Below are 19,688 nucleotides of genomic sequence, written 5' to 3' on the forward strand. Positions count from 1 at the left end.
CTGCAAAGTAAGGCAAGAGCAAAAAATTATCCGGCCTCCGGGGGCGGTCATTGGAAACAAAAGTTCATACCCCCAGGTCTAGGCCAGGGGTGTTACACATTTCGGGTTCTACCGTTTCGCTATGCGCTTTTTGGGTTCCTCTTCCCTTCTTTTCTTCCTGTTCTGCCTACCCCTACCAGCCATCGCAGCAAAGAAGCTTCCCCCAGCTTCTCAGTGCTTTGTTCTAGCTCAGACGGGAGTTCTTCAACCTTTTGGAACAGCGGGCAGCACGGGAACGTCGGGCCAAAATGGCCAGGCTGGCAGTCCAGCGGAGAATGTAACCATTTTTGCTGATGGCACTCCCCTCACCCTCAACTTGTCTGGCCGAGATGGAGAAAATGGTCGAAATGGTGGTGATGCGAAGGCCCCTGACTGCGGCCAACAGCCGGAACAAGTCACCCAAGATCTCCAGGCCGCCGACGGTGGTAACGGCGGCAACGGCGGCAACGGTGGGGATGGCGGTAATGCCGGCTCGATCACGATTTACACAACGAATTTTGATAATCTACGCCAGGTTTTTGTCAGTGCGGCCGGTGGCAAGGGGGGCCAACCCGGAGAAGGTGGGGGCGGAAGTCCCGGCTGTAATTGCTCTCGCCCTTACTGGACTGTTGAACGCTGTTTTGGCCGGCCTGGAGATCCGGATTATCGTTGCAGTACCCAAGAATTTCGCTGTCGCAGTGGCCGCAATGGCTTGAACGGGAATCGGGGCCTGTCTGGCCGAGACGGCCTAGTTGGTAAGCTCACACTCCTCAATCTGAACAAACCCCTTGAGGCAGACCGTCCAACGGCCACCGTAACGATGGCAGCGCTCAAAGACCAGGGCTTTACTCTGTCTAAAAATCAATGGGAAACCCGCCAAGGAGCCAAGGCCTTATTGGCCCCCGGTTCAGTGGTCGAAGATGAGTATCTAGTGCTCACGGAGCGCATCGAGCGTCCTTTCCTATTGATCTGGAATGCCCCACAACCTTTTAAAGCGTTTGCAGATCAGAATGTCACCCTGTCTCTTAATGATCAAAAGGACGTACAAGCTACGTTTCCTGGCGATGTTTGGCTAGAGGGCACCGCTCAAAAACGAGGTAATGTCACTGAGTTTGTCGTCTACAATGCCCTCCGCTCGGGAGAAGCAACCCAACTGGGGGATCTGGTTTTGATGGGCAATGGCCAGGGTCTAAAACTCTTCTTGGTGGATCAGGCTGACCGTTCCAACCTGGTGGCCACTAAATTCAAGCTCAAGTATAAGGTAACGGATGAAGATCCCCGTTTCCGGCCCCCTAGTGTCTACACCACCCAGTACACAGGCGATATTCCTGATAATCTAGTCGTCGTCAATGGCAACCAGATTACCCTCAATATTGGCCAATTACCCATCCCCGCCGAATACCTGAAACCGGGAGTCGGGGTGGAAGTGGAACTAACCGCCACCCGCTCCTTCTCTAACTACACGGCCCAGCAAGAGCTGGTTATCCAAGATGTGCTCCGCAGTTCTAGCCTGGTCACTCCACCGACAAGACAATAGAGTGTCCAAGTCTTACCGTTCCTGGAGACGCTCTAAACACAGTGCCAAGAAACGGGTAGGGATGGCAGAGGAGCATTGATGGGCAACGCTAGTGCATAGTGGGGGTCGTCCTCATGACAGTTTTGGTCAAAACGTCACCCTTGTGATGACGATGGGATTGGCTAGCCGATCTATCAGCGTTCTTGAGATGGGATACTCACGTTGTTACCCAAAACGCCTTCTTTAACAGTCCAGGTCGACTTGATACCAGGCCAAACCGGCCTCCGTAACACTTTGTAACTTTTGTTAAACCCCCTCCCAAAAGGGCCGCAATCCCTTGCTATGCTAGATGGCTAGTCTCGTTGTCTTTAGGGCGAGCGGTCTGCAATAAGCAAAAATCCCTTTAAGCAAGTTATGGTTAACACCCTGCAAAAGCCTGAATACGATGAAATTCGTCCTGGCATCAAGGTTCCGGCAAAGGAAACAATTTTAACGCCCCGTTTTTACACAACGGATTTTGAAGAGATGGCCAAGATGGACATCTCCGCTAATGAAGAAGAATTACAGGCGATCCTTGAGGAATTTCGGACGGACTATAACCGTCATCACTTTGTCCGGGATGAGTCCTTCCAGCAATCCTGGGATCATATTGATGGTGAAAAACGGCGCTTGTTTATTGAATTTTTAGAGCGCTCCTGCACAGCGGAGTTTTCGGGCTTTCTGCTTTACAAAGAGTTGGGTCGGCGTTTAAAAGACCGGAGTCCTGTCCTGGCAGAGTGTTTTAACCTCATGTCCCGCGATGAAGCTCGCCATGCCGGTTTCCTCAACAAGGCTATGTCAGATTTTAATCTGTCCCTAGACCTGGGATTTCTGACCAAGAGCCGCAACTATACTTTCTTCAAACCCAAATTTATTTTCTACGCCACCTACCTATCGGAAAAAATTGGTTACTGGCGCTATATCACCATCTATCGTCACCTCGAACAGCATCCCGAAGACCAGATTTATCCCATCTTCAAGTTTTTTGAAAACTGGTGCCAAGACGAAAATCGTCATGGAGATTTCTTTGATGCGATCATGAAGGCCCAACCCAATACCCTCAACGATTGGCGGGCCCGGCTTTGGTGTCGTTTCTTCCTCCTGTCTGTCTTCGCCACCATGTATCTCAACGATACCCAGCGGGCAGATTTCTACGCTTGTCTTGGCTTAGAGGCCCGGAGTTATGACAAGGAAGTCATTGAAAAAACCAACGAAACGGCAGGTCGTGTCTTCCCGATCATTCTCGATGTCAATAATCCTGAGTTTTATGACCGTCTAGAAATCTGCGTTAGCAATAACGAACAATTGCGGGCCATTGATGCCTCGGATGCTCCCGCTATCCTTAAGGGCCTGCGGAAACTGCCCATCTTTCTGTCTAATGGTTGGCAATTCCTAAAACTCTATCTCATGAAACCCATTCCCGTAGAACAACTAGTTGGAACTGTTCGCTAGGTAATTTTTCCCTTAAAAGTGTCAAAATAGTCCTTGAATAAGGATAGACATCCGCAATCTCTCTACTTAGGGGGATTGCGTTATTTTTAGGAGTTAGCCAACAAATTTTGTTGGTTTTTGGTATGATAACGCCTATCAAGGACGGCTAACCGTCAGTGATCGTAACGTGGCTTGTGAGGAGCGTGATTGTGAATACTGTTGATTTTAGTGGCCGTCCTTTTCACTTCATCGGCATTGGCGGCATTGGCATGTCGGCCCTGGCCTATATCTTAGCCAAACGACAATTTCTGGTCTCTGGCTCTGATGTCCGTCCCAGTCATATCACCGACCGCCTCAAGTCTGTTGGCGCCCATATCTTCAACCAGCAGGATGCCCAAAATTTAGACCTTTTCCAATCTCTCCAGGTTCATAGCTACGCCAAGCTCCCGGTCGGTGCCGGCCAGTCCTTCTATCTTCCCGATAGCATTTCCCCAGAAGTCCCCAGTTATCAAAATGGTAATGGCTGTCATCAGGCCCCGGCATTGCCCCAAGTGGTTTGCTCCACAGCTATTAATGCTCAAAATGCAGAGTACCAAGCGGCCCTGGCTAAAGGTTGCCCCATTTTCCATCGCTCGGATATCTTAGCGGCTCTGATTGCCCAATACCATAGCATTGGCGTTGCAGGAACCCACGGCAAAACCACCACCAGCAGTCTGATCGGTTATATGCTCCTCCAGGCCGGCCTCGACCCTACCATCATCGTCGGAGGAGAAGTAGATGCTTGGGAAGGAAATGCCCGTCTAGGCCAGGGCCAATACCTGGTAGCGGAAGTAGATGAGTCAGATGGTTCCCTCACTAAGCATGCTCCTAAGATTGGTGTCGTCACCAATATTGAACTCGACCATCCTGATCACTACACGGATCTAGACGCCGTTGTTGATATTTTCCATACCTTTGAATCTCAGTGCGAAACCTTAATTGGTTGTGTTGATTGTGAGGTGGTACGAACCCGTCTGAAACCGAACATTACCTACAGTTTGAAGGCTGACCAGCCCGCTGACTACCAAAGCAAAAATCTCCTGGCCCAGGCCCAAGGTACCCAAGTCGAAGTCTGGGAACGGGGCCAATTATTGGGAACGATGACCGTTGGACTCCCCGGTAACCACAATGTCAGCAATGCGTTGGCTGCTGTAGCCGTGGGCCGTCTCCTCGGCCTATCCTTTGACGTCATTGCCCAGGCCATTGCCAGTTTTATGGGGGCCAAGCGTCGCTTTGAGTGTAAAGGCTACTGCAACGGGATTACCTTTATTGACGACTACGCCCACCATCCCAGTGAACTGCTAGCGACGCTAGCCGCCGCTCGCCAAAAAGTAGACCATGGTAAATATAGCCGAGTAGTGGCCATTTTCCAGCCCCACCGCTACAGCCGCACCCAAGCCTTTTTTGGGGAATTTGCCCAGGCCTTCCGGGATGCCGATCTGGTCATTTTGACGGATATCTACAGTGCTGGAGAAAGTAATCCCCATCAACTCCAAGGAGACCACTTAGCCCAGGCGGTAAGTCAGCACCATCCCCGAGTTATTTATCAACCTTCCTTGACGGATTTAAGTCAGTTTTTACCCAAAGTCCTACAATCAGGGGATTTAGCTCTGTTTTTAGGGGCTGGTAATCTCAATCAAACTATTCCCGATGTTATGGCCCACTGCGCCTAGGGCCTAGGATTCCATCCTGCAAAGTCAAGCAAGCCTGAGAAACTTATCCCCCCCAGCCACGTCAAAGCAGTGACTAAGCTCAAAGATTATCCGTCCTTTGCCTATCCTCTAACGCCATGACCGTCGCCTACGCCCCCCGTTCTAGCCCGCCCATTTCTCCAGCCGCTAGGGAGATTCCCCTGATTCAAGGGCAGGTTTCCCTGGCCGATTACACCACCTATCGGGTTGGAGGCGCCGCTGAATGGTACACTGCACCGCGCAACCGACAGGAACTACTAGCGGCCTTTGAATGGTTGGCCAATAAAGATTTACCGCTCACCTTGCTGGGGGCCGGCTCTAACCTTTTGATTAGTGATCATGGGATTCCCGGCTTGGTATTGAGTACCCGTTACCTGCGACAGAGTTTTTTTGATGAGGGCCAGGGCAAAATTACCGTAGCGGCGGGGGAACCCATTGCTAAAGTAGCTTGGCAGGCGGCTAAACGAGGCTGGAAGGGCCTGGAATGGGCCGTGGGTATTCCGGGAACCATTGGCGGGGCAGTGGTGATGAATGCAGGGGCCCATAACCAATGCACTGCTGACACATTAGTATCGGCCACGGTGATGTCTCCCGATGGACAGTTAAAAGTATTGTCACGGGCCGACCTGGGTTTTGCCTACCGGACGTCTTGTCTCCAGGGCAGTCACCAGTTGGTGATTGAGGCCACCTTCCAACTCACCCCCGGCTTTGAGCGAGATATCATCCTGGCCCAGACGACGCAAAACCTACACCAGCGTAAGAACTCCCAACCCTACGACAAACCCAGTTGTGGCAGTGTGTTTCGTAATCCCACGCCCCAGTATGCGGCCCGACTGATTGAACACCTTGGCCTGAAGGGTTATCGTATTGGCGGTGCTGAAGTTTCTCAGCGCCATGCGAACTTCATCCTCAATGCCAGTAATGCCAAGGCCCAGGATATTTTCAATTTAATTTGCCATGTCCAAGCACAGGTCGAGGCCCATTGCGCCTTGCTTTTAGAACCTGAAGTGAAGATCCTCGGCCAGTTTTCTTACTAGGGCCAAAGTTTTCGCCACCAGGGCTTTGAGCTTTCCGAGCTATTGAGAAACTCAATCCGCTGGCGGATGTCCGCCAGTTGCCAACCCGTTAAATGGGCCAAGGTCTGGGCTTCTGTCTCCTGACGCTGGCGAGTGGTCTGGCGATAGGAACGGGCCGCATCACAGCTGGCCTCACCGCGGTAGGGGTGGCGCAGAACGTAGCGACCTTGAAAGAGAGATTGATCATTGGTTTCCTGAAAACTAAGGTCAGCCGGGAATTTATCTGGTGTATAGCGCAGGTGCAGACGAGTGATGAAGACATTACTGCCGCCCCAGCGATTGTTGCCACTGTCCCAAAAGACGCCAGCTTGCTTTAATTCTTCAGGGCTGAGGGGATCGGCCGAGCAAGGGTCACAGTTGGCCATGTTCCAGGCGTATTCCAAAAAGACAACGTTACGCCCGGATTGTTGATAGGCCGTCTTAAACATTGCTTTGTAGAAACCATTAAATTCCTGTTGGACAAATTCCGGTAACTCGGGATCACTGGGAATTTTAACCGTGCGATAGTTTGTGACCTCCGTGGTTCCCTTAGGAGAAAGTAGATAGATAAATAACTCCTGAGGGCCTTTGGCATTCACCATGCCTAACCGAATTGGCAACATAAAACGAGGGGATTCGTAGGCCATCATCAGCGGGCGTAGGGCCTGAAACCCTTGGCGGTCAAATTCCTTCAGATTGACCTTGGCCACAAAGAATTTCAGGCCCTGTTTGATGTAGGGTTGCAGAACTCGGTTGGCTCCATTCGGGATGCGGTAATTATTTTCTCGAAGCCAGGTTTCTAGCCCGTTGGATTCCTTGGCACTGAGAATGAGAATGTCATACTCTCCAACGGAGAACTTTTCTTCAATGGTGACTCCCAGGGAACGGGCCCGGTCGGCTTTATTTTCTTGGGCCACGGAAGCTGCTGGCATTGGCATATTGCCTCGAAGGCCGCCAAAGGAATTGACTTCACAGGGATTAGGATCAAAATATTCCACCAGGCGGGGCGCACTAAAGGCATCCAGGCGCTCGATAATGCGACGATCGCCAACATTCACCTGTTCTTTTTTCAGCACCACCGGCACCGGCACCACCAGGGCAAAATCCTTAACATTGCCTTGGTAATCATTAGCCATGGTTAACACCGTTCGCTGGCCATCGCGGGCAATAATGACCTGGGAAGCCTGGTTATAAAGACTGGTATCGGCCTTGGCTACATAAAAGCCACAGAAGGCCAGAGCTGGTTGGCTTAGAAAGCCTAAACTGGCCAAAACGACTAGCACGAGAAGCAAGGGTTTGAGGAGGAGGCGCAAAGCATTCATGGCCAGTTCAAGGGTTAAGGGATAGCAGACGGGGTTGCCAGGTAAAGCGGGGGGCCTGCCAGCGAGTATCTAGCAGTACCGTTAATGGCGCACAACAAAAGAGGGCCCAAAAGGGCGCGGTGGGAAGGTAAAAATAATATTGCAGGACAAAGCTTAGAATAGCGATGACCGTTGCCCAGACTACTCGGCCCCAACGGGCATCGGGAATAGAACGAGGGTCAGTCACCATAAATAGGGTAAATACCAGTAAACTGCCGCTACTGAGTTGATGCAGAACTACCTCCGGTGACCAGCCTAGCCAGGTATTGCGAAGCAAGCTCAGACCCCCATAGACCCCAAAGAAGACCAGGGAGGTATCCCAGCGGCCAACTTTCCCCAAAACTAGACCCCCACAGGCCAAAAAACAAGCCAAAAGCCAGAGATCCGTTCCCCATTGGCCCGGAGAGACCCAAGCGTCCTGGGTCAACAACAGGGCCGAGATAATCCCGAAATTAGCCGGATTGATAAAGTGTTTGCCCCGGAACTGGAGCAGAAATTTCGCCGCAATGGCCAGGCCCCCGGCAAGCAGGAGCGTACTTAGATGGTTAGCACGTAGCAATAGAGAAAGACCCAGAGCTGTAATCAAGGCACTTTTTAAGCTCGGTACAATCAGCGTGAGTCGCTTTTGCCATCCCAGCACGGATGAGTGGGTGAGCAGGCCAAGGCCAAATTGCATTAGCAGACAAATACTGATTAAGGCCGCAATCCAGGCCCAATGGAGTGTCCAATCCCTGGCCCACCATCCCAGGGCCAAGAAGCTACTGAGAAAAATAATTTGATAGTCCCTTGCATCGCGCAATCCCATGGCCCTTCCTGCCGGAAAATATGTCTTCGATCTTAGACAGCCGGCTTAGGAAATGAGCGTAAAGATTCATTAAGTCTCTGTAAACCTTGCTGGGCCAGATGGGCCGTGCCGTAGGCCGCTTCGGTTTGAGAAGAAATTAAAACAGGAACCTGGAGATGACGGGCCCGGATGACTTGCCAAGTTATATTTTTGGCCCCTCCCCCTGCCGTATAAACTCGTTGTAGGGGAGAGGCCCCTAAGCGTTGGAGCGTTTGATAGCCCAGGGCCTCGATGCGAACCAGACCTTCCAATAGGCCCTGTAAAAAGGTTGCGGGATCTTCAGGGCGAGGGGTTAAACGGGGTTCAAGCTCAGGATCATTGATGGGAAACCGTTCACCAGGCCTCAGCAAAGGATAGTAGTCGTAGGGGCTGGGCACCTCAGGATTAATCCCTAGGCTTAATTGCGCGAGCTCCTCATCTTGAAAGAAATGGCGTAGAATTGCCCCCCCTGCGTTAGAAGCGCCTCCCATTAACCAATAATTTCCTAAGCGATGACTATAAACCCCCGCCACCAGATCTTCCCCATAGGTTTCACTCAGGAGTTTCAGCACCAGGGTTGAGCCCAGAGAGGTCACGGCTTCACCCGGTTGACTGGCACCACTAGCTAAAAAAGCGGCAATGCTATCGGTCGTTCCCGCACAAATCCAACAGTCTGGGGAGAGATTCAAAGTCTTAGCCACCGTCTTTTGTATCCTCCCAATGGGCTCACCGGGTGTCCATACTTGGGGTAGGAGGGAAAAGAAGGAAGCATTCACTAACCAAGCAGGATAGGCTAAAGCCTGGACGTCATAACCCAACTTCAAGGCATTATGGTAATCACTCAGCCCCCAATGGCCATGGAGTAGTGCCGCTAGCCAGTCGGCCTGATGTAGGAAGTAGCGGGCCTGGGGAAAGTAGTCCTGTTCTGACCACCAGAGCAATTTGGCCAAGCTGGAGCTAGCACTTTGAACCAAGTGTTCAACCGGAGCAAGGCTTTGGAGTTGGGCTTTAACCGCACTGCCCCGGCTATCGTTGTATAACAGCGGTTCTGTAATCGTCTCCCCTTGGACATCACAGAGAAGAACCGTGCTGGAAGTCCCATTAATGGCCAAGGCCTGGAGTTGCCCTTTGATATCTGGAGGAATCTTGCTCAACAAGGAAAAAAGGGTTTCCCGCCAATGATTGGCCCACGCTGTTGGAGGCAGAGGCAAAAAAGCCTGAGAGGCCTGCCAGAGAATCTCCCCTAGATGATTGATGACCATTAAACGAGCCCCTGATGTCCCAAAATCCAGGCCTGCAAATGCCATACTAGTCCAGGGATTTTAGGAAGTTTTCTAGCAGGGTTTTACCATGACTCGTCAAAATACTTTCGGGGTGAAACTGCACTCCTTGAATGTGAGGATAATCGCGGTGCCGTAGGCCCATCACCAAACCATCTTCAAGCCAGGCCGTAATTTCTAGACAGGGCGGCAGGCTTTCTCGTTCGACCACCAGGCTATGATAACGGGTTGCAGAAAAAGGACTTTCTAATCCAGTAAATACCCCTTGCCCTTGATGATAAATTGGCGAGGTTTTGCCATGCATTAATTCCGGAGCATTGATTACCTTGCCTCCAAACACCTGGCCAATGCTTTGATGTCCTAAACATACGCCTAAAATCGGTAGCGTCGGCCCGAATTGTCGAATCAATTCGAGGGAAACCCCTGCATCTTCGGGTCGTCCAGGGCCAGGGGAAATCACCACTCCCTGGGGTTGAAGATATTGGATTTTTTCGAGGTCAAGTTGGTCGTTGCGATAAACTTGAACATCCTGTGCCACTGGCCATTGTGCGCCCAGTTCTCCCAAATACTGCACCAAGTTGTAGGTAAAACTGTCGTAATTATCAATAACCAGAATCAAAGCGAGACTCCTTGGGGCGACGAGAGTCCCCAGACTTAAAAAATAAGAGCCAAAATTGGGATAGCTAACAAACAACCACCAACAATAACCGCTGCAATGGCCGCTAGGAGTACCGCACCGGCGGCGCAATCCTTCGCTATTTTGGCTAACTCATGATAGGACTGACCGACGGTTAAATCAACCACCGATTCCAGGGCCGTATTGAGGAGTTCCAAAATCATCACCAGGGCCACTGTTAAGCTTAAAATAGCTAGGGCCGTGGGGGATAGGCGCAAGGCAAAGCCCGTTGCTAGGGCCAGACTACCGACCCCGGTATGAATACGAAAATTACGTTGAGTCCCGTAGGCGTAGCAGACACCCGCCCAAGCGTAGCGAAAACTGGTGAGTAAATCCGGGGCAATTTGCCAGGCCTGGTCACGACTGGCGGTTTTACTGGGAGGAGTAGCCGTGAGGTGGGGCAGTCGGGCAACTTTGGGATGGTGCCCAATGGCCTTGGCAGGCAACGTAGCGGGGACTGGGGAAGGCATAGGGTATTGGGACTTCATAACGAACGACTCCAGAGTAGTGTAGTGGAGGGAAAAATCATCCACTGTAGCTTGAGCAACGGTTCAGGTCAGGCACGGTATCGGTACCCCAATCTGCTGTAGTAGTTGGGCTTGCTCGGCCCACATGGCCTGTAAACTTTCCTCATCTGGGTGATCCCAGCCTAGGAGGTGGAGGAAGCCATGGGCTGCTAACCAGGCTAATTCTGTTGTTAAAGAATGGCCATAGACTTCGGCTTGACGGGTGGCCGTTGTCACGGAAATAATGACGTCACCGAGGTAGAGGGGTTCTGCCTCCAGGGCTTCAATCCCCAAGGAATTGTAATCAGGGAGATCGGTTTCAAGGGCTGCAAAGGCCAAAACATCCGTGGGGCGGTCTAGCTGACGAAACTGATGATTCAGAGTTCTAATTTCGGCATCATCCGTTAGTCGCAGGGTGAGTTCGTAGGCAGGGGCCGGCGGAAGACTATCCTGAACGGTGCTTATCCACGCTTGGATCCAAGCTTGCCAAGTCTGGGCTGAATCGTCGGGTATCGGCTCAGGGGTTGTAACCTGAAGACTGAGTTCAACGGAGGGAGACGTAGGCACGGGAGTCATCATGGATTAGCGGGTGAGATAGGATATTCCCACCAAGACGGCCAGGAGTCCAGCGGTCGTCAGGAAAAAATGAGTGAGGGACTTGCCTTTTTTTCGTACCATATTCCGCATAGCCAGCTTGACATAACTGGGTTGAGGTTCTGCGGCAGGGGGTAACGGAGTTTCGGACTCACTCATGGCAAGAAATTTAGAGTAAAAATATTCTTAGATATTGGGAGCAGTATTTAGATCTGCTAATCACTCTAATCAGGATACCCAGAAAATGCAAGAGGAGATGCAGGGTCAAGGGGAGCCGTACTGGACTGTTTGTTACACAAGAGTGTTGGGTAACGACGAAAGTATCGCATCCCGAAAACCCTGATAGGTCGAGTTGTCAATCCCATCGCCATTGCTGGGGTGGCGTTTTTACCCAGACTGTTATTGCAGACAACACCAGTTATCTCCAGACCCCAAACCCTACAATGGAAAGGACAGAAAAATTTTGTAGATTAACTTTAGTTTTAAATCATGGCGATTAAACCCCAACCCGCCTGGCGACGACAATTGGGAGCCATTCTAATCTGGGGAGGAACGATTTTCCTCTTGGTCAATATTTTTGCTCCCCAGGTCTTTGGCCGTCCCATTCCCCAGGTTCCCTATAGCTTATTCATTGATCAGATTGAAGATGGCAAAGTGGCCAGTGTCTATGTAGCCCAGAACGAGATTCGCTACCAACTCAAGCCCAGTGCCGAGGAAGCGGGCAATGGGGAAACCTACGGCCAAGTGCTGAAAACCACACCCATTTTTGACCTCGAATTACCCAAACGCCTAGAGGCTAAAGGGGTGGAATTTGCTGCCGCTCCACCGCCGAAAAACTCTTGGTTTGGCACCATCCTGAGTTGGGTGATTCCACCGCTGATTTTTGTCGGGATTTGGCAATTCTTCCTGAATCGCAATAGTGGAGCCGGGCCATCGGGGGCCTTGTCCTTTACCAAAAGCCGGGCCAAGGTCTACGTGGAAGGGGATACCACCAAAGTTACCTTTGAAAACGTGGCCGGTGTAGAAGAAGCCAAAACCGAGCTGGCAGAAATTGTGGAATTTCTCAAATTTCCTCAACGCTACACTGCCATCGGGGCCCGTATTCCCAAGGGTGTTCTGCTCGTTGGCCCGCCGGGAACCGGGAAAACTCTCCTCGCCAAGGCCGTAGCTGGCGAGGCCGGGGTGCCCTTCTTTAGTATCTCTGGCTCGGAATTCGTAGAACTGTTCGTCGGGGCCGGTGCGGCGCGGGTAAGGGATTTATTTGAGCAGGCCAAAAAACAGGCCCCTTGTATTGTCTTTATTGATGAATTGGATGCTATTGGTAAATCGCGGGCCAGTGGCCCCTTTATGGGGGGCAACGATGAACGGGAACAAACTCTCAACCAGTTGTTAACGGAAATGGATGGCTTCAGTGCGGGCGGTTCGACCGTCATCGTCCTGGCGGCCACCAACCGTCCTGAAACCCTCGATCCCGCTTTACTCCGCCCCGGTCGTTTTGATCGTCAAGTATTGGTGGATCGACCAGACCTCTCTGGCCGACTCAAAATTTTGGAAATCTACGCCAAAAAAGTCAAATTAGGCCCTGATGTGGACTTGAAGGAAACTGCCACCCGGACACCAGGGTTTGCCGGAGCCGATCTCGCTAATTTGGTCAACGAAGCGGCTCTATTGGCGGCTCGGAATCAACAGGAAACCGTGGCTAATGCTGATTTCCGGGAGGCCATTGAGCGGGTCGTGGCAGGCCTAGAGAAGAAAAGCCGTGTCCTCTCCGATAAGGAGAAGAAAATTGTGGCTTACCACGAAGTCGGCCATGCCTTGGTGGGAGCTGTAATGCCAGGCGGCGGGAAAGTCGCCAAAATTTCCATTGTGCCGCGGGGGATGGCGGCCCTGGGTTATACCCTGCAAATGCCGACGGAAGACCGTTTCTTGATGGATGAGTCGGAATTACGAGACCAGATTGCTACCCTGTTGGGGGGCCGATCCGCCGAAGAAATTGTCTTTGGCAGTATTACCACCGGTGCCGCCAATGACCTACAACGGGCCACGGATTTAGCCGAGCGCATGGTCACCACCTACGGCATGAGCCAAGTCTTAGGGCCTCTCGCCTACGAAAAGGGCCAACAAAACAATTTCCTAGGGGATGGCATGGTCAACCCCCGACGCATGGTGAGTGACGACACCGCTAAGGCCATTGACAATGAGGTGAAGGAAATTGTCGAACAGGCCCATCAGAACGCCCTCGCCATTCTGCAAAATAATCGGGAACTCCTGGAAACCATTGCCCAACGCATTCTAGAAACCGAGGTGATCGAAGGAGATGAATTACAGGCACTGCTGAACCAAGTCCAGGCCCCGGAATCCCTCAAAGGCCGTGCCTTGACCACTGCTTAGTCTAGCCGCCTCGACCTTATCAAGCATTACCCTTCCCTGCTCTTCCCTGAAGAAAAGCGGGGAATTTTTTAGCCATTCTTGCGCCAGGACTTGCAGAGGTACATCGCATGGTCGGCTTCCTCAACAGCCTGGGTCAGGTGAGCACCGGGTTTACGACAGGCCAGGCCGAGGGAGGCATCGATTTGCCTCTCCATGAAGGCTTCTTCCAGACGCTCCAGCAAGGCCTTACCCGGCTCCAGGCCGCAGTCAAGGCAGAGAACCGCAAATTCATCCCCCCCAAGGCGAGCCACAATATCCTGGCAACGGACAGTATGGCGCAAGACCTCTGCCGTTTGAATAATCAACTGGTCACCGGCACCATGGCCCTGGCTATCATTAACCTCCTTCAGGCCATCGAGGTCAATAATGATCACACTGGCGGGATGACCGTAAATGCGACAGCGTTCCTCTTCCTGGGCCAAAAATTGTTCCCAGCCGCGCCGATTATAGAGTCCTGTTAAAGCATCCGTCACGGCATCGGTGCAGGCCCTTTCCGCCTGACGAGCCTGTTCTGCAACTTCCAAGGAAAAACTGAGAAGGCTACTGAGCAAACGGGCCAATAATTCCACTAGAGGCAATTCCGCCGCGAGGGTTTCCGTCTGAGGTTGGGGGTCAATGGCACAAAGCGTACCAAACAGCCGGCCATCTTTGTAGGTCAGGGGAACGCCAACGTAGGCCCCAATTGCCACCTGCTGAGCAATAGGCGCATTGGCATAGACCGATACCTGGTTAGAATCCGCTGCTATCCGAGGGCCGCGACCGGCCACCATCTGTGAACAAAAGGAATCACGCCAGCGAAAAACATCTCCTGCTTTGACCCCATAACCCTGGTCTTGGGCCTGAAGAACGATCCAGTCCTCACCCTCTGTACGGGTCAGCATCCAGAGGGACAAACCAAGACGCTGATGGAGAAAGGCAAGAACCGCTTGAGCGGCGCTTTCAAAGTCGGAAAATACGTCAAAGTCCAGCATGGGAGTTACCGGAGGTCAATGGACAATAGGGCCGGCCCTGACAGGAACTAGAGGGTCATCCTAGCCATGATCGAGGCAGACAAGGGAATCAGGGTAAAACCCAACAGCTCGCCCTTGATCAAATTGGATAGGAGTTGGGCCTTGCCCATGTCTAGTTTAGGCACCTCATTTTTTTGAAAATCCCGAAACCAGAAAATAAAGGTAATCGTGGGGTAGAGAGACAATAGGCCAACGACGACAAAAATGCCGACCTTGACGTAGAAAAAGGGATTGTTGAGGTAGTAGTCCGAGCCCTTGCCAAAGTAGAGGACCCGCAGAACTCCAGTCACCAGAATCATGACGGCGGCGATGCCATAGACAATATCGGCGAAGGCTACCCGTTTGGCCTCCGTTAGGCTCATTTCTGGCTTGAGATGAAAGACCTCAACCCCTAGCGCGCCAAAGCTCAACATCAAACCAAGGTAATGTAGGTAGGCAGTGAGGGCACCCCACCATAGGTTTGGGTTTTCCATAGTGTTTCGGTCAGCAGACTCTGGTTAATCAAAAAGAAACGTCTTTGATTGTACGTTTCCTTTCTGACTAGGGGAATGTTCCCGCGGCAAAATGTCGCTTCAGGGCCGCAATAATCTCGGTATTAGCCTTAGGAAAGGGATATTGGTCTAACTCCTCAAGGGCCACCCAACGCACTTCCTCGCATTCCAGGGCCTGGGGCGTGCCGCTTAAGTAACGACACAGATGAACGTGGAGCGTCACCCGGAAGTGGGTGTAGGCATGATCAATCGTAATTAGGGGATCTTCTACCGCAATAGCAATGCCAATTTCTTCTTGAATTTCCCGCTCAATGCAAGCCTGCACGGTTTCTCCAGGCTCGATTTTGCCCCCCGGAAATTCCCACAGGCCCCCCAGGAGGCCCTCTGCTGGTCGGCGGTCAATCAAGATTTGTCCTTGAGCGTTGGTGATCACAGCTACACCAATCTGTTTATGGGGAAGCGGCGCAGACATTTTTCGTTTCGGTAGGTCATTTTGGATTCCCCTATTGTAGGCTTGACAGTACCCTTGCCAAGGACAGCGTGGACAATCCGGTTGGTGACGGGTACAGAGGGTGGCCCCTAAATCCATCAGGGCCTGGTTAAAATCCCGGCTATGGTCGGGGTCGAGGAGTTGATCCGAGAGTTGCCATAGTTGGGATAGGGCCTGGTTGGGGGGAACGGTTAGGGCAATTAAACGGGCCAGCACCCGCTTTACATTCCCATCGAGGATAGAAATGGGTTGATTAAAAGCTGAGCTGAGAATGCCACCGGCCGTGGTTCGTCCAATTCCCGGCAGGGCCAACCAATCCGTTAAGCTTTCTGGAAAGACCCCGCCGTAGTCCTTGACAATGATTTGAGAGGCTCGGTGGAGGTTACGGGCTCGGGCGTAGTAACCGAGACCCGCCCATTGCTTGAGAACAGCTTGTAGATCTGCCTCGGCCAGATGCCCTACCGTCGGAAAGGCCTGGAGCCAACGTTCATAGAAAGGCAGGACGGTTTGTACTTGGGTCTGCTGGAGCATGACCTCCGAGATCCAAATTCTGTAGGGGTCATCAATATTGCGCCAGGGTAGGACTCTAGCATGGCTACGATACCAGGCCAAGAGTAAGGGCCGTAGTTCTGCCCAGGCCCTAGTATCATTAGGATTCACGCCCTTCCGCAAGGCCTTGGAGAGATTGTTCAAAACTGAGGCGTTGCTCAGCATTGCGGAGAAAGTAACCACTCATCATGGCTGAGGCCAACAAGCGACCCAAGCTTTCTCGACTGGTACTCACTGTGATACCAAAATGCTCAGAGGGCAGATTTCCCAATAGGCCAATAATGTTGCGCTCCATCACCTGAAAGACTTCGGGGGATTCAGGGCGAGACAATTGGGCAATGGTGTCGGGACTGAGGTTTTGGACATAGTTCCAGAGACTTTCGGTGGACTCTAGGTCGTTGCCCGCAAAGAGATTTTGAGACCGTTGGAAGTCAGGGGTCACGATTTGCCTCCTCGTCGTTAAGTCTAGGTATCTGTCAGTAGTGGCTTTTGCCGAGGCCTACACCAGACTCATAACTCAAGGGTCTGAGTTCCGGGGTCACCTTCTTGGCTCTACTCTAACAAAATTCCCTCCGCTCACCAGGGGCGTAGAACCGAACTTTTGAAGTCGTATTTTCGTTGCTCGATGTCGGATGTCCGTACTTGAATGCACGAGGCGATGTTAACTTCAGTAACAAGATATACGCTTTTCAAAGATATAGAGACAGCTATGGTATTGTAAAAATATAGCAATCATCGCTCACCTGGGAGGGTGACCACAATGAATACCAATCGTCAAAAATCTCTAACCCAAGCCGCTATTGCCCACCGGGAAACCCTTCGCAAAAATCTACAGCATCGCTTAGAGTTGGCCCGGGCCGCTGGCAATGAGTCTTTGATTAATCAGCTAGAAGCTGAAGCTGCCTATCTGCACCTATAGGCCCTGAGAGCCAGGACGCAGACCATTATTTTGCTATTTTGTCCAAGGGAGGCAACTCATCCAGTTGTCTCTTTTTTTCTGTCTGATGCCAAATCTCTGAAGCCTGACCATACCTTTGCTCCCAGCCTAATCTGCCTGGCTTGACCCCTGGGTTGTCCACCAATCTAACAGCAGAGCCCGACACTGTAAACAGACCAGAATTGTCAAGAGGTCTTGGAGGCCTGTCGGCGTGAGGGGATAACGACCGCCTAGGTGATGGAGCGAAATCTCGGTTTCTGGATGAATATCTGCGAGATAACCATAAAGTTTTTGATTGGAAAAGGAACTATTAACCGGCCAACCCTGATGATTAATCGGTATCAAGGCCGCAATGTTTTCTGCTTCTAGCCCCAATTCTCGCTGTAGAATCTGCGGGATGACGTTACCAATAGGCGTTTGTTCTGGCCAACGTCCACCCGGAAAATCCCAGGTGACTTGGTTTAGGCCGGGCCGGAACTGGGGTTTTGGTAAGAGTAGGGCCTGTTGATAGCGGGGCAAGATGATGATGGAGTCAGCTTTTTCCACCCGCCAGTAATCCAGAATTTGGCCCTGGTCATCCTGCCAGCGTTCTCCCAAAAGCGTCAACCACGGTGACCGCAATTCCGTGAAACAATTGAGTCGATGCCAAGGAAATGATGAAGGCATGGGCCAGTTTTGTACTGGGGACACTGGGAAGCAAGGGAAAACCAAGGGCACGGAAAAACTCTTCTACAATGGGAAATGCCGCTTCTGCCAGGATTGACTATGACCGCTTCCCTGCTCCCCGCCGCTCTCAATCATCCCACAGTTCACACTTTTCCCAATGGATTAACCATCATTGCAGAGCAGATGCCCGTGGAGGCCGTTGCCCTCGACCTATGGTTACGGATAGGGTCAGTATTAGAAGCCGACTGCATTAATGGTATGGCCCATTTCCTAGAGCACATGGTATTTAAGGGAACTCCCAACTTGGGCAGTGGGGCCTTTGAGCGGGCCATTGAAGAGCGCGGCGCTGTCACCAATGCTGCCACCAGTCAAGACTACACTCACTATTACATCACCACTGCCCCTCATGATTTTGCTACCTTGGCCCCGCTACAGTTTGAAGTGGTTTTAAATCCCAGCATTGCGCCGGAAGCCTTTGAACGGGAGCGATTAGTGGTACTTGAAGAGATTCGTCGGAGCCAAGACAATCCCCAGCGCCGTATCTTTCAGCAAGTCCTAAACCTGGGCTTTCCCCAGTCTCCCTACCAACGTCCGGTCTTGGGCACTCAAGAGATCATTGAGCAACTGACTCCCCTGCAAATGCAAGATTTTCATGCCCATTGGTATCAACCTGGGGCTATGACCGCGGTGGTAGTGGGCAATCTCCCACCAGAAGACCTGATTCAAACCGTCGCGGCAGGTTTTGCCCGGGCCTATGCGGTGAAATCGCCAACTCAGGTACTGCCAACGCCCGATATTCCTGCGCTGACATCGTTTACCGACATTGTGACCCAGGAGGTAGTGGATGAGTCTTTACACCAGGCCCGTCTGATTTTGCTCTGGCGGGTACCTAGCCTGGATCAACTGACGGAAACTGATGCCTTGGATGTATTAGCGGCTATTTTAGGGCGGGGCCGAGTCTCTCGTCTATTCCGAGAACTGAGGGAAGAAAAAAAACTGGTTAGTGCCATCAGCGCCAGTAACCTTACCCAAGCGGGCCAAGGTCTGTTTTATGTCGTGGCTCAACTTCCCGAAGAGAATTTGGCGGTAGTCGAAGCGCTAATTTTGGCCCAGATGCAGGCCCTGCAGGATGGTGGGATTACAGGAGCAGAATTGGGACGCGTGCAAACCCAAGTGGCCAATCGTTTCATTTTCGGCAATGAACGCCCCGGCGACCGTGCCGGTCTCTACGGCTATTACCACAGTCAACTCCAGCAGTTGGCCCCGGCCCTAATTTATCCCCAGCGGATTCGTGAGTTGACAGCGGAGCAACTCCAGCAAGCGGCCCAGGCCTACTTGAGCCCTGAAGCCTACGGTCGCGTGATTGTCCGGCCCCAGGTCAATCTGCCTGTGTAACCTTAAAATTTTGTTAAAATAAGGGAATATTAGCCTTGTTCACCTCTCATCCAAAATGATACTCCTTACCATCTATGAATACTTCGACCTACGCCGCGTTACTCCTAGTAGATGGCTATAACATTATTGGCAGTTGGTCGTCTCTCAAGCAAACCCGTGACCAGCATGGACTGGCATTGGCCCGCCAAGAACTGGTTGAAGCGCTGATTAACTATAGTGCTCACCAAGGTTATCAGACCCAGGTGGTTTTTGATGCTCAGATGCAACGAGCACCGGCAACCGTAGAAAGCCCCAGTCCTCACCTCTCGGTTCACTACACCGACTGGATGCAAACCGCTGATACCTACATCGAAAAACGCTGTGCTCAGTTTTCCCGCAAAGGGGAACAATTTCCGGCCCGTCTAATTGTGGCAACGTCCGACCGCGCCCAGCAGTTGACTGTTGTGGGTTACGGGGCCGAATGGATGTCGGCTCAATTATTGGCCAAGGACGTGGGCAACTGTAAAACCCAAGTCAAACGACGACAAAAACATTCTCGGCAGTCCTCCGCTCGTTTCCTCTTTAACACCCTGGATGCCACAGTCCAAGAAAAACTTCGTCGTTGGCGCCATGACCTATACTAATTTTCGGCTAAAGTAGGGGCGCCAGGGGTTGACAAGCCAAAATCTTCTCGCTATATTTAATAAGGTCT

Annotated in this window: 20 protein-coding genes; 8 read left to right on the forward strand and 12 right to left on the reverse strand. The window is 51.9% G+C overall.

All coding sequences use genetic code 11. The features are described 5' to 3' along the window. The first annotated feature begins 121 nt into the window (after positions 1-121). The 4 genes from ABXS88_RS00095 to murB all read left to right on the forward strand — a co-directional run bounded on the left by ABXS88_RS00095 (position 122) and on the right by murB (position 5,771). Positions 122-1,555: a collagen-like protein gene (locus ABXS88_RS00095; RefSeq protein ID WP_353673188.1), complete on the forward strand. Its 1,434-nt coding sequence runs from the start codon at positions 122-124 to the stop codon at positions 1,553-1,555. A 393-nt stretch (positions 1,556-1,948) separates the two neighbouring features. Next, positions 1,949-3,025: a magnesium-protoporphyrin IX monomethyl ester (oxidative) cyclase gene (gene acsF, locus ABXS88_RS00100; RefSeq protein WP_353673189.1), complete on the forward strand. Its 1,077-nt coding sequence runs from the start codon at positions 1,949-1,951 to the stop codon at positions 3,023-3,025. Positions 3,026-3,198: 173 nt separating this feature from the next. Further along, positions 3,199-4,716 carry a UDP-N-acetylmuramate--L-alanine ligase gene (gene murC / locus ABXS88_RS00105; protein WP_353674841.1) on the forward strand — a complete coding sequence of 506 codons (1,518 nt, stop codon included), beginning with the start codon at positions 3,199-3,201 and terminating at the stop codon, positions 4,714-4,716. A 116-nt stretch (positions 4,717-4,832) separates the two neighbouring features. Next, positions 4,833-5,771, forward strand: a complete 939-nt coding sequence (gene murB / locus ABXS88_RS00110; RefSeq protein ID WP_353673190.1) for a UDP-N-acetylmuramate dehydrogenase — start codon at positions 4,833-4,835, stop codon at positions 5,769-5,771. Here the strand turns inward: murB and ABXS88_RS00115 are convergent. From ABXS88_RS00115 to ABXS88_RS00145, 7 genes are all read right to left on the reverse strand, one after another. After that, positions 5,768-7,111 carry a DUF2330 domain-containing protein gene (locus ABXS88_RS00115; protein WP_353673191.1) on the reverse strand — a complete coding sequence of 448 codons (1,344 nt, stop codon included), beginning with the start codon at positions 7,109-7,111 and terminating at the stop codon, positions 5,768-5,770. The genes murB and ABXS88_RS00115 overlap by 4 nt on opposite strands. 7 nt (positions 7,112-7,118) lie before the next feature. Continuing rightward, a complete protein-coding gene (locus ABXS88_RS00120) occupies positions 7,119-7,955 on the reverse strand; it encodes an RnfABCDGE type electron transport complex subunit D (protein ID WP_353673192.1) in 837 nt (278 codons plus the stop codon). 32 nt (positions 7,956-7,987) lie between these two features. Then, positions 7,988-9,280, reverse strand: a complete 1,293-nt coding sequence (locus ABXS88_RS00125) for an FGGY-family carbohydrate kinase (protein WP_353673193.1) — start codon at positions 9,278-9,280, stop codon at positions 7,988-7,990. A 1-nt stretch (position 9,281) separates the two neighbouring features. Next, a complete protein-coding gene (locus ABXS88_RS00130; RefSeq protein ID WP_353673194.1) occupies positions 9,282-9,872 on the reverse strand; it encodes an aminodeoxychorismate/anthranilate synthase component II in 591 nt (196 codons plus the stop codon). Between the two features lie 35 nt (positions 9,873-9,907). Then, a complete protein-coding gene (locus ABXS88_RS00135; RefSeq protein WP_353673195.1) occupies positions 9,908-10,399 on the reverse strand; it encodes a diacylglycerol kinase family protein in 492 nt (163 codons plus the stop codon). A gap of 81 nt (positions 10,400-10,480) precedes the next feature. After that, complete coding sequence (gene ybeY, locus ABXS88_RS00140; protein WP_353674842.1) at positions 10,481-11,011, reverse strand: rRNA maturation RNase YbeY; 531 nt, start codon at positions 11,009-11,011, stop codon at positions 10,481-10,483. A gap of 6 nt (positions 11,012-11,017) precedes the next feature. Beyond that, positions 11,018-11,188 (reverse strand): DUF3285 domain-containing protein, encoded by a 171-nt coding sequence (locus ABXS88_RS00145; RefSeq protein ID WP_353673196.1) that lies wholly within the window; start codon positions 11,186-11,188, stop codon positions 11,018-11,020. Between the two features lie 330 nt (positions 11,189-11,518). Between ABXS88_RS00145 and ftsH4 the strand changes: the two genes are divergently transcribed. Then, a complete protein-coding gene (gene ftsH4 / locus ABXS88_RS00150; protein WP_353673197.1) occupies positions 11,519-13,420 on the forward strand; it encodes an ATP-dependent zinc metalloprotease FtsH4 in 1,902 nt (633 codons plus the stop codon). A 68-nt stretch (positions 13,421-13,488) separates the two neighbouring features. On the opposite strand, the gene ABXS88_RS00155 is transcribed toward ftsH4, so the two are convergent. The 4 genes from ABXS88_RS00155 to ABXS88_RS00170 all read right to left on the reverse strand — a co-directional run bounded on the left by ABXS88_RS00155 (position 13,489) and on the right by ABXS88_RS00170 (position 16,441). Continuing rightward, positions 13,489-14,430: a sensor domain-containing diguanylate cyclase gene (locus tag ABXS88_RS00155; protein ID WP_353673198.1), complete on the reverse strand. Its 942-nt coding sequence runs from the start codon at positions 14,428-14,430 to the stop codon at positions 13,489-13,491. Between the two features lie 47 nt (positions 14,431-14,477). Next, on the reverse strand, positions 14,478-14,942 hold the full coding sequence (locus tag ABXS88_RS00160; protein ID WP_353673199.1) for a DUF2214 family protein: 465 nt from the start codon (positions 14,940-14,942) through the stop codon (positions 14,478-14,480). Between the two features lie 67 nt (positions 14,943-15,009). After that, the gene (gene mutY / locus ABXS88_RS00165) at positions 15,010-16,110 is read right to left on the reverse strand and encodes an A/G-specific adenine glycosylase (protein WP_353673200.1); all 1,101 of its coding nucleotides are present in this window, start codon (positions 16,108-16,110) and stop codon (positions 15,010-15,012) included. After that, entirely contained in the window at positions 16,100-16,441 is a 342-nt protein-coding gene (locus ABXS88_RS00170; protein ID WP_353673201.1) for a DUF760 domain-containing protein, read from the reverse strand. The genes mutY and ABXS88_RS00170 overlap by 11 nt, the downstream gene beginning before the upstream one ends. Positions 16,442-16,759: 318 nt before the next feature. On the opposite strand from ABXS88_RS00170, the gene ABXS88_RS00175 reads away from it, so the two are divergent. Then, a complete protein-coding gene (locus ABXS88_RS00175; protein WP_353673202.1) occupies positions 16,760-16,918 on the forward strand; it encodes a hypothetical protein in 159 nt (52 codons plus the stop codon). Between the two features lie 126 nt (positions 16,919-17,044). Here the strand turns inward: ABXS88_RS00175 and ABXS88_RS00180 are convergent, their stop codons facing one another. Continuing rightward, complete coding sequence (locus ABXS88_RS00180) at positions 17,045-17,602, reverse strand: NUDIX hydrolase (protein WP_353673203.1); 558 nt, start codon at positions 17,600-17,602, stop codon at positions 17,045-17,047. 99 nt (positions 17,603-17,701) lie between these two features. On the opposite strand from ABXS88_RS00180, the gene ABXS88_RS00185 reads away from it, so the two are divergent. Continuing rightward, positions 17,702-18,997, forward strand: a complete 1,296-nt coding sequence (locus ABXS88_RS00185; protein ID WP_353673204.1) for a pitrilysin family protein — start codon at positions 17,702-17,704, stop codon at positions 18,995-18,997. A 74-nt stretch (positions 18,998-19,071) separates the two neighbouring features. Then, on the forward strand, positions 19,072-19,620 hold the full coding sequence (locus tag ABXS88_RS00190; RefSeq protein WP_353673205.1) for an NYN domain-containing protein: 549 nt from the start codon (positions 19,072-19,074) through the stop codon (positions 19,618-19,620). Positions 19,621-19,688: the final 68 nt, after the last annotated feature.

The sequence above is a fragment of the Synechocystis sp. LKSZ1 genome, assembly GCF_040436315.1.
Lineage (GTDB): Bacteria > Cyanobacteriota > Cyanobacteriia > Cyanobacteriales > Microcystaceae > Synechocystis.

Excerpts from the sequence above, each read along its gene's own strand:
- ftsH4 (WP_353673197.1), top strand. The coding sequence starts at position 11,519 with ATGGCGATTAAACCCCAACCCGCCTGGCGACGACAATTGGGAGCCATT.
- ABXS88_RS00145 (WP_353673196.1), bottom strand. The coding sequence starts at position 11,188 with ATGAGTGAGTCCGAAACTCCGTTACCCCCTGCCGCAGAACCTCAACCC.
- acsF (WP_353673189.1), top strand. The coding sequence starts at position 1,949 with ATGGTTAACACCCTGCAAAAGCCTGAATACGATGAAATTCGTCCTGGC.
- ABXS88_RS00185 (WP_353673204.1), top strand. The coding sequence starts at position 17,702 with ATGACCGCTTCCCTGCTCCCCGCCGCTCTCAATCATCCCACAGTTCAC.
- ABXS88_RS00135 (WP_353673195.1), bottom strand. The coding sequence starts at position 10,399 with ATGCCTTCCCCAGTCCCCGCTACGTTGCCTGCCAAGGCCATTGGGCAC.
- ABXS88_RS00180 (WP_353673203.1), bottom strand. The coding sequence starts at position 17,602 with ATGCCTTCATCATTTCCTTGGCATCGACTCAATTGTTTCACGGAATTG.
- ABXS88_RS00095 (WP_353673188.1), top strand. The coding sequence starts at position 122 with ATGCGCTTTTTGGGTTCCTCTTCCCTTCTTTTCTTCCTGTTCTGCCTA.
- ybeY (WP_353674842.1), bottom strand. The coding sequence starts at position 11,011 with ATGACTCCCGTGCCTACGTCTCCCTCCGTTGAACTCAGTCTTCAGGTT.
- ABXS88_RS00125 (WP_353673193.1), bottom strand. The coding sequence starts at position 9,280 with ATGGCATTTGCAGGCCTGGATTTTGGGACATCAGGGGCTCGTTTAATG.
- ABXS88_RS00175 (WP_353673202.1), top strand. The coding sequence starts at position 16,760 with ATGAATACCAATCGTCAAAAATCTCTAACCCAAGCCGCTATTGCCCAC.
- ABXS88_RS00115 (WP_353673191.1), bottom strand. The coding sequence starts at position 7,111 with ATGAATGCTTTGCGCCTCCTCCTCAAACCCTTGCTTCTCGTGCTAGTC.
- ABXS88_RS00190 (WP_353673205.1), top strand. The coding sequence starts at position 19,072 with ATGAATACTTCGACCTACGCCGCGTTACTCCTAGTAGATGGCTATAAC.
- ABXS88_RS00120 (WP_353673192.1), bottom strand. The coding sequence starts at position 7,955 with ATGGGATTGCGCGATGCAAGGGACTATCAAATTATTTTTCTCAGTAGC.
- murB (WP_353673190.1), top strand. The coding sequence starts at position 4,833 with ATGACCGTCGCCTACGCCCCCCGTTCTAGCCCGCCCATTTCTCCAGCC.
- ABXS88_RS00160 (WP_353673199.1), bottom strand. The coding sequence starts at position 14,942 with ATGGAAAACCCAAACCTATGGTGGGGTGCCCTCACTGCCTACCTACAT.
- ABXS88_RS00155 (WP_353673198.1), bottom strand. The coding sequence starts at position 14,430 with ATGCTGGACTTTGACGTATTTTCCGACTTTGAAAGCGCCGCTCAAGCG.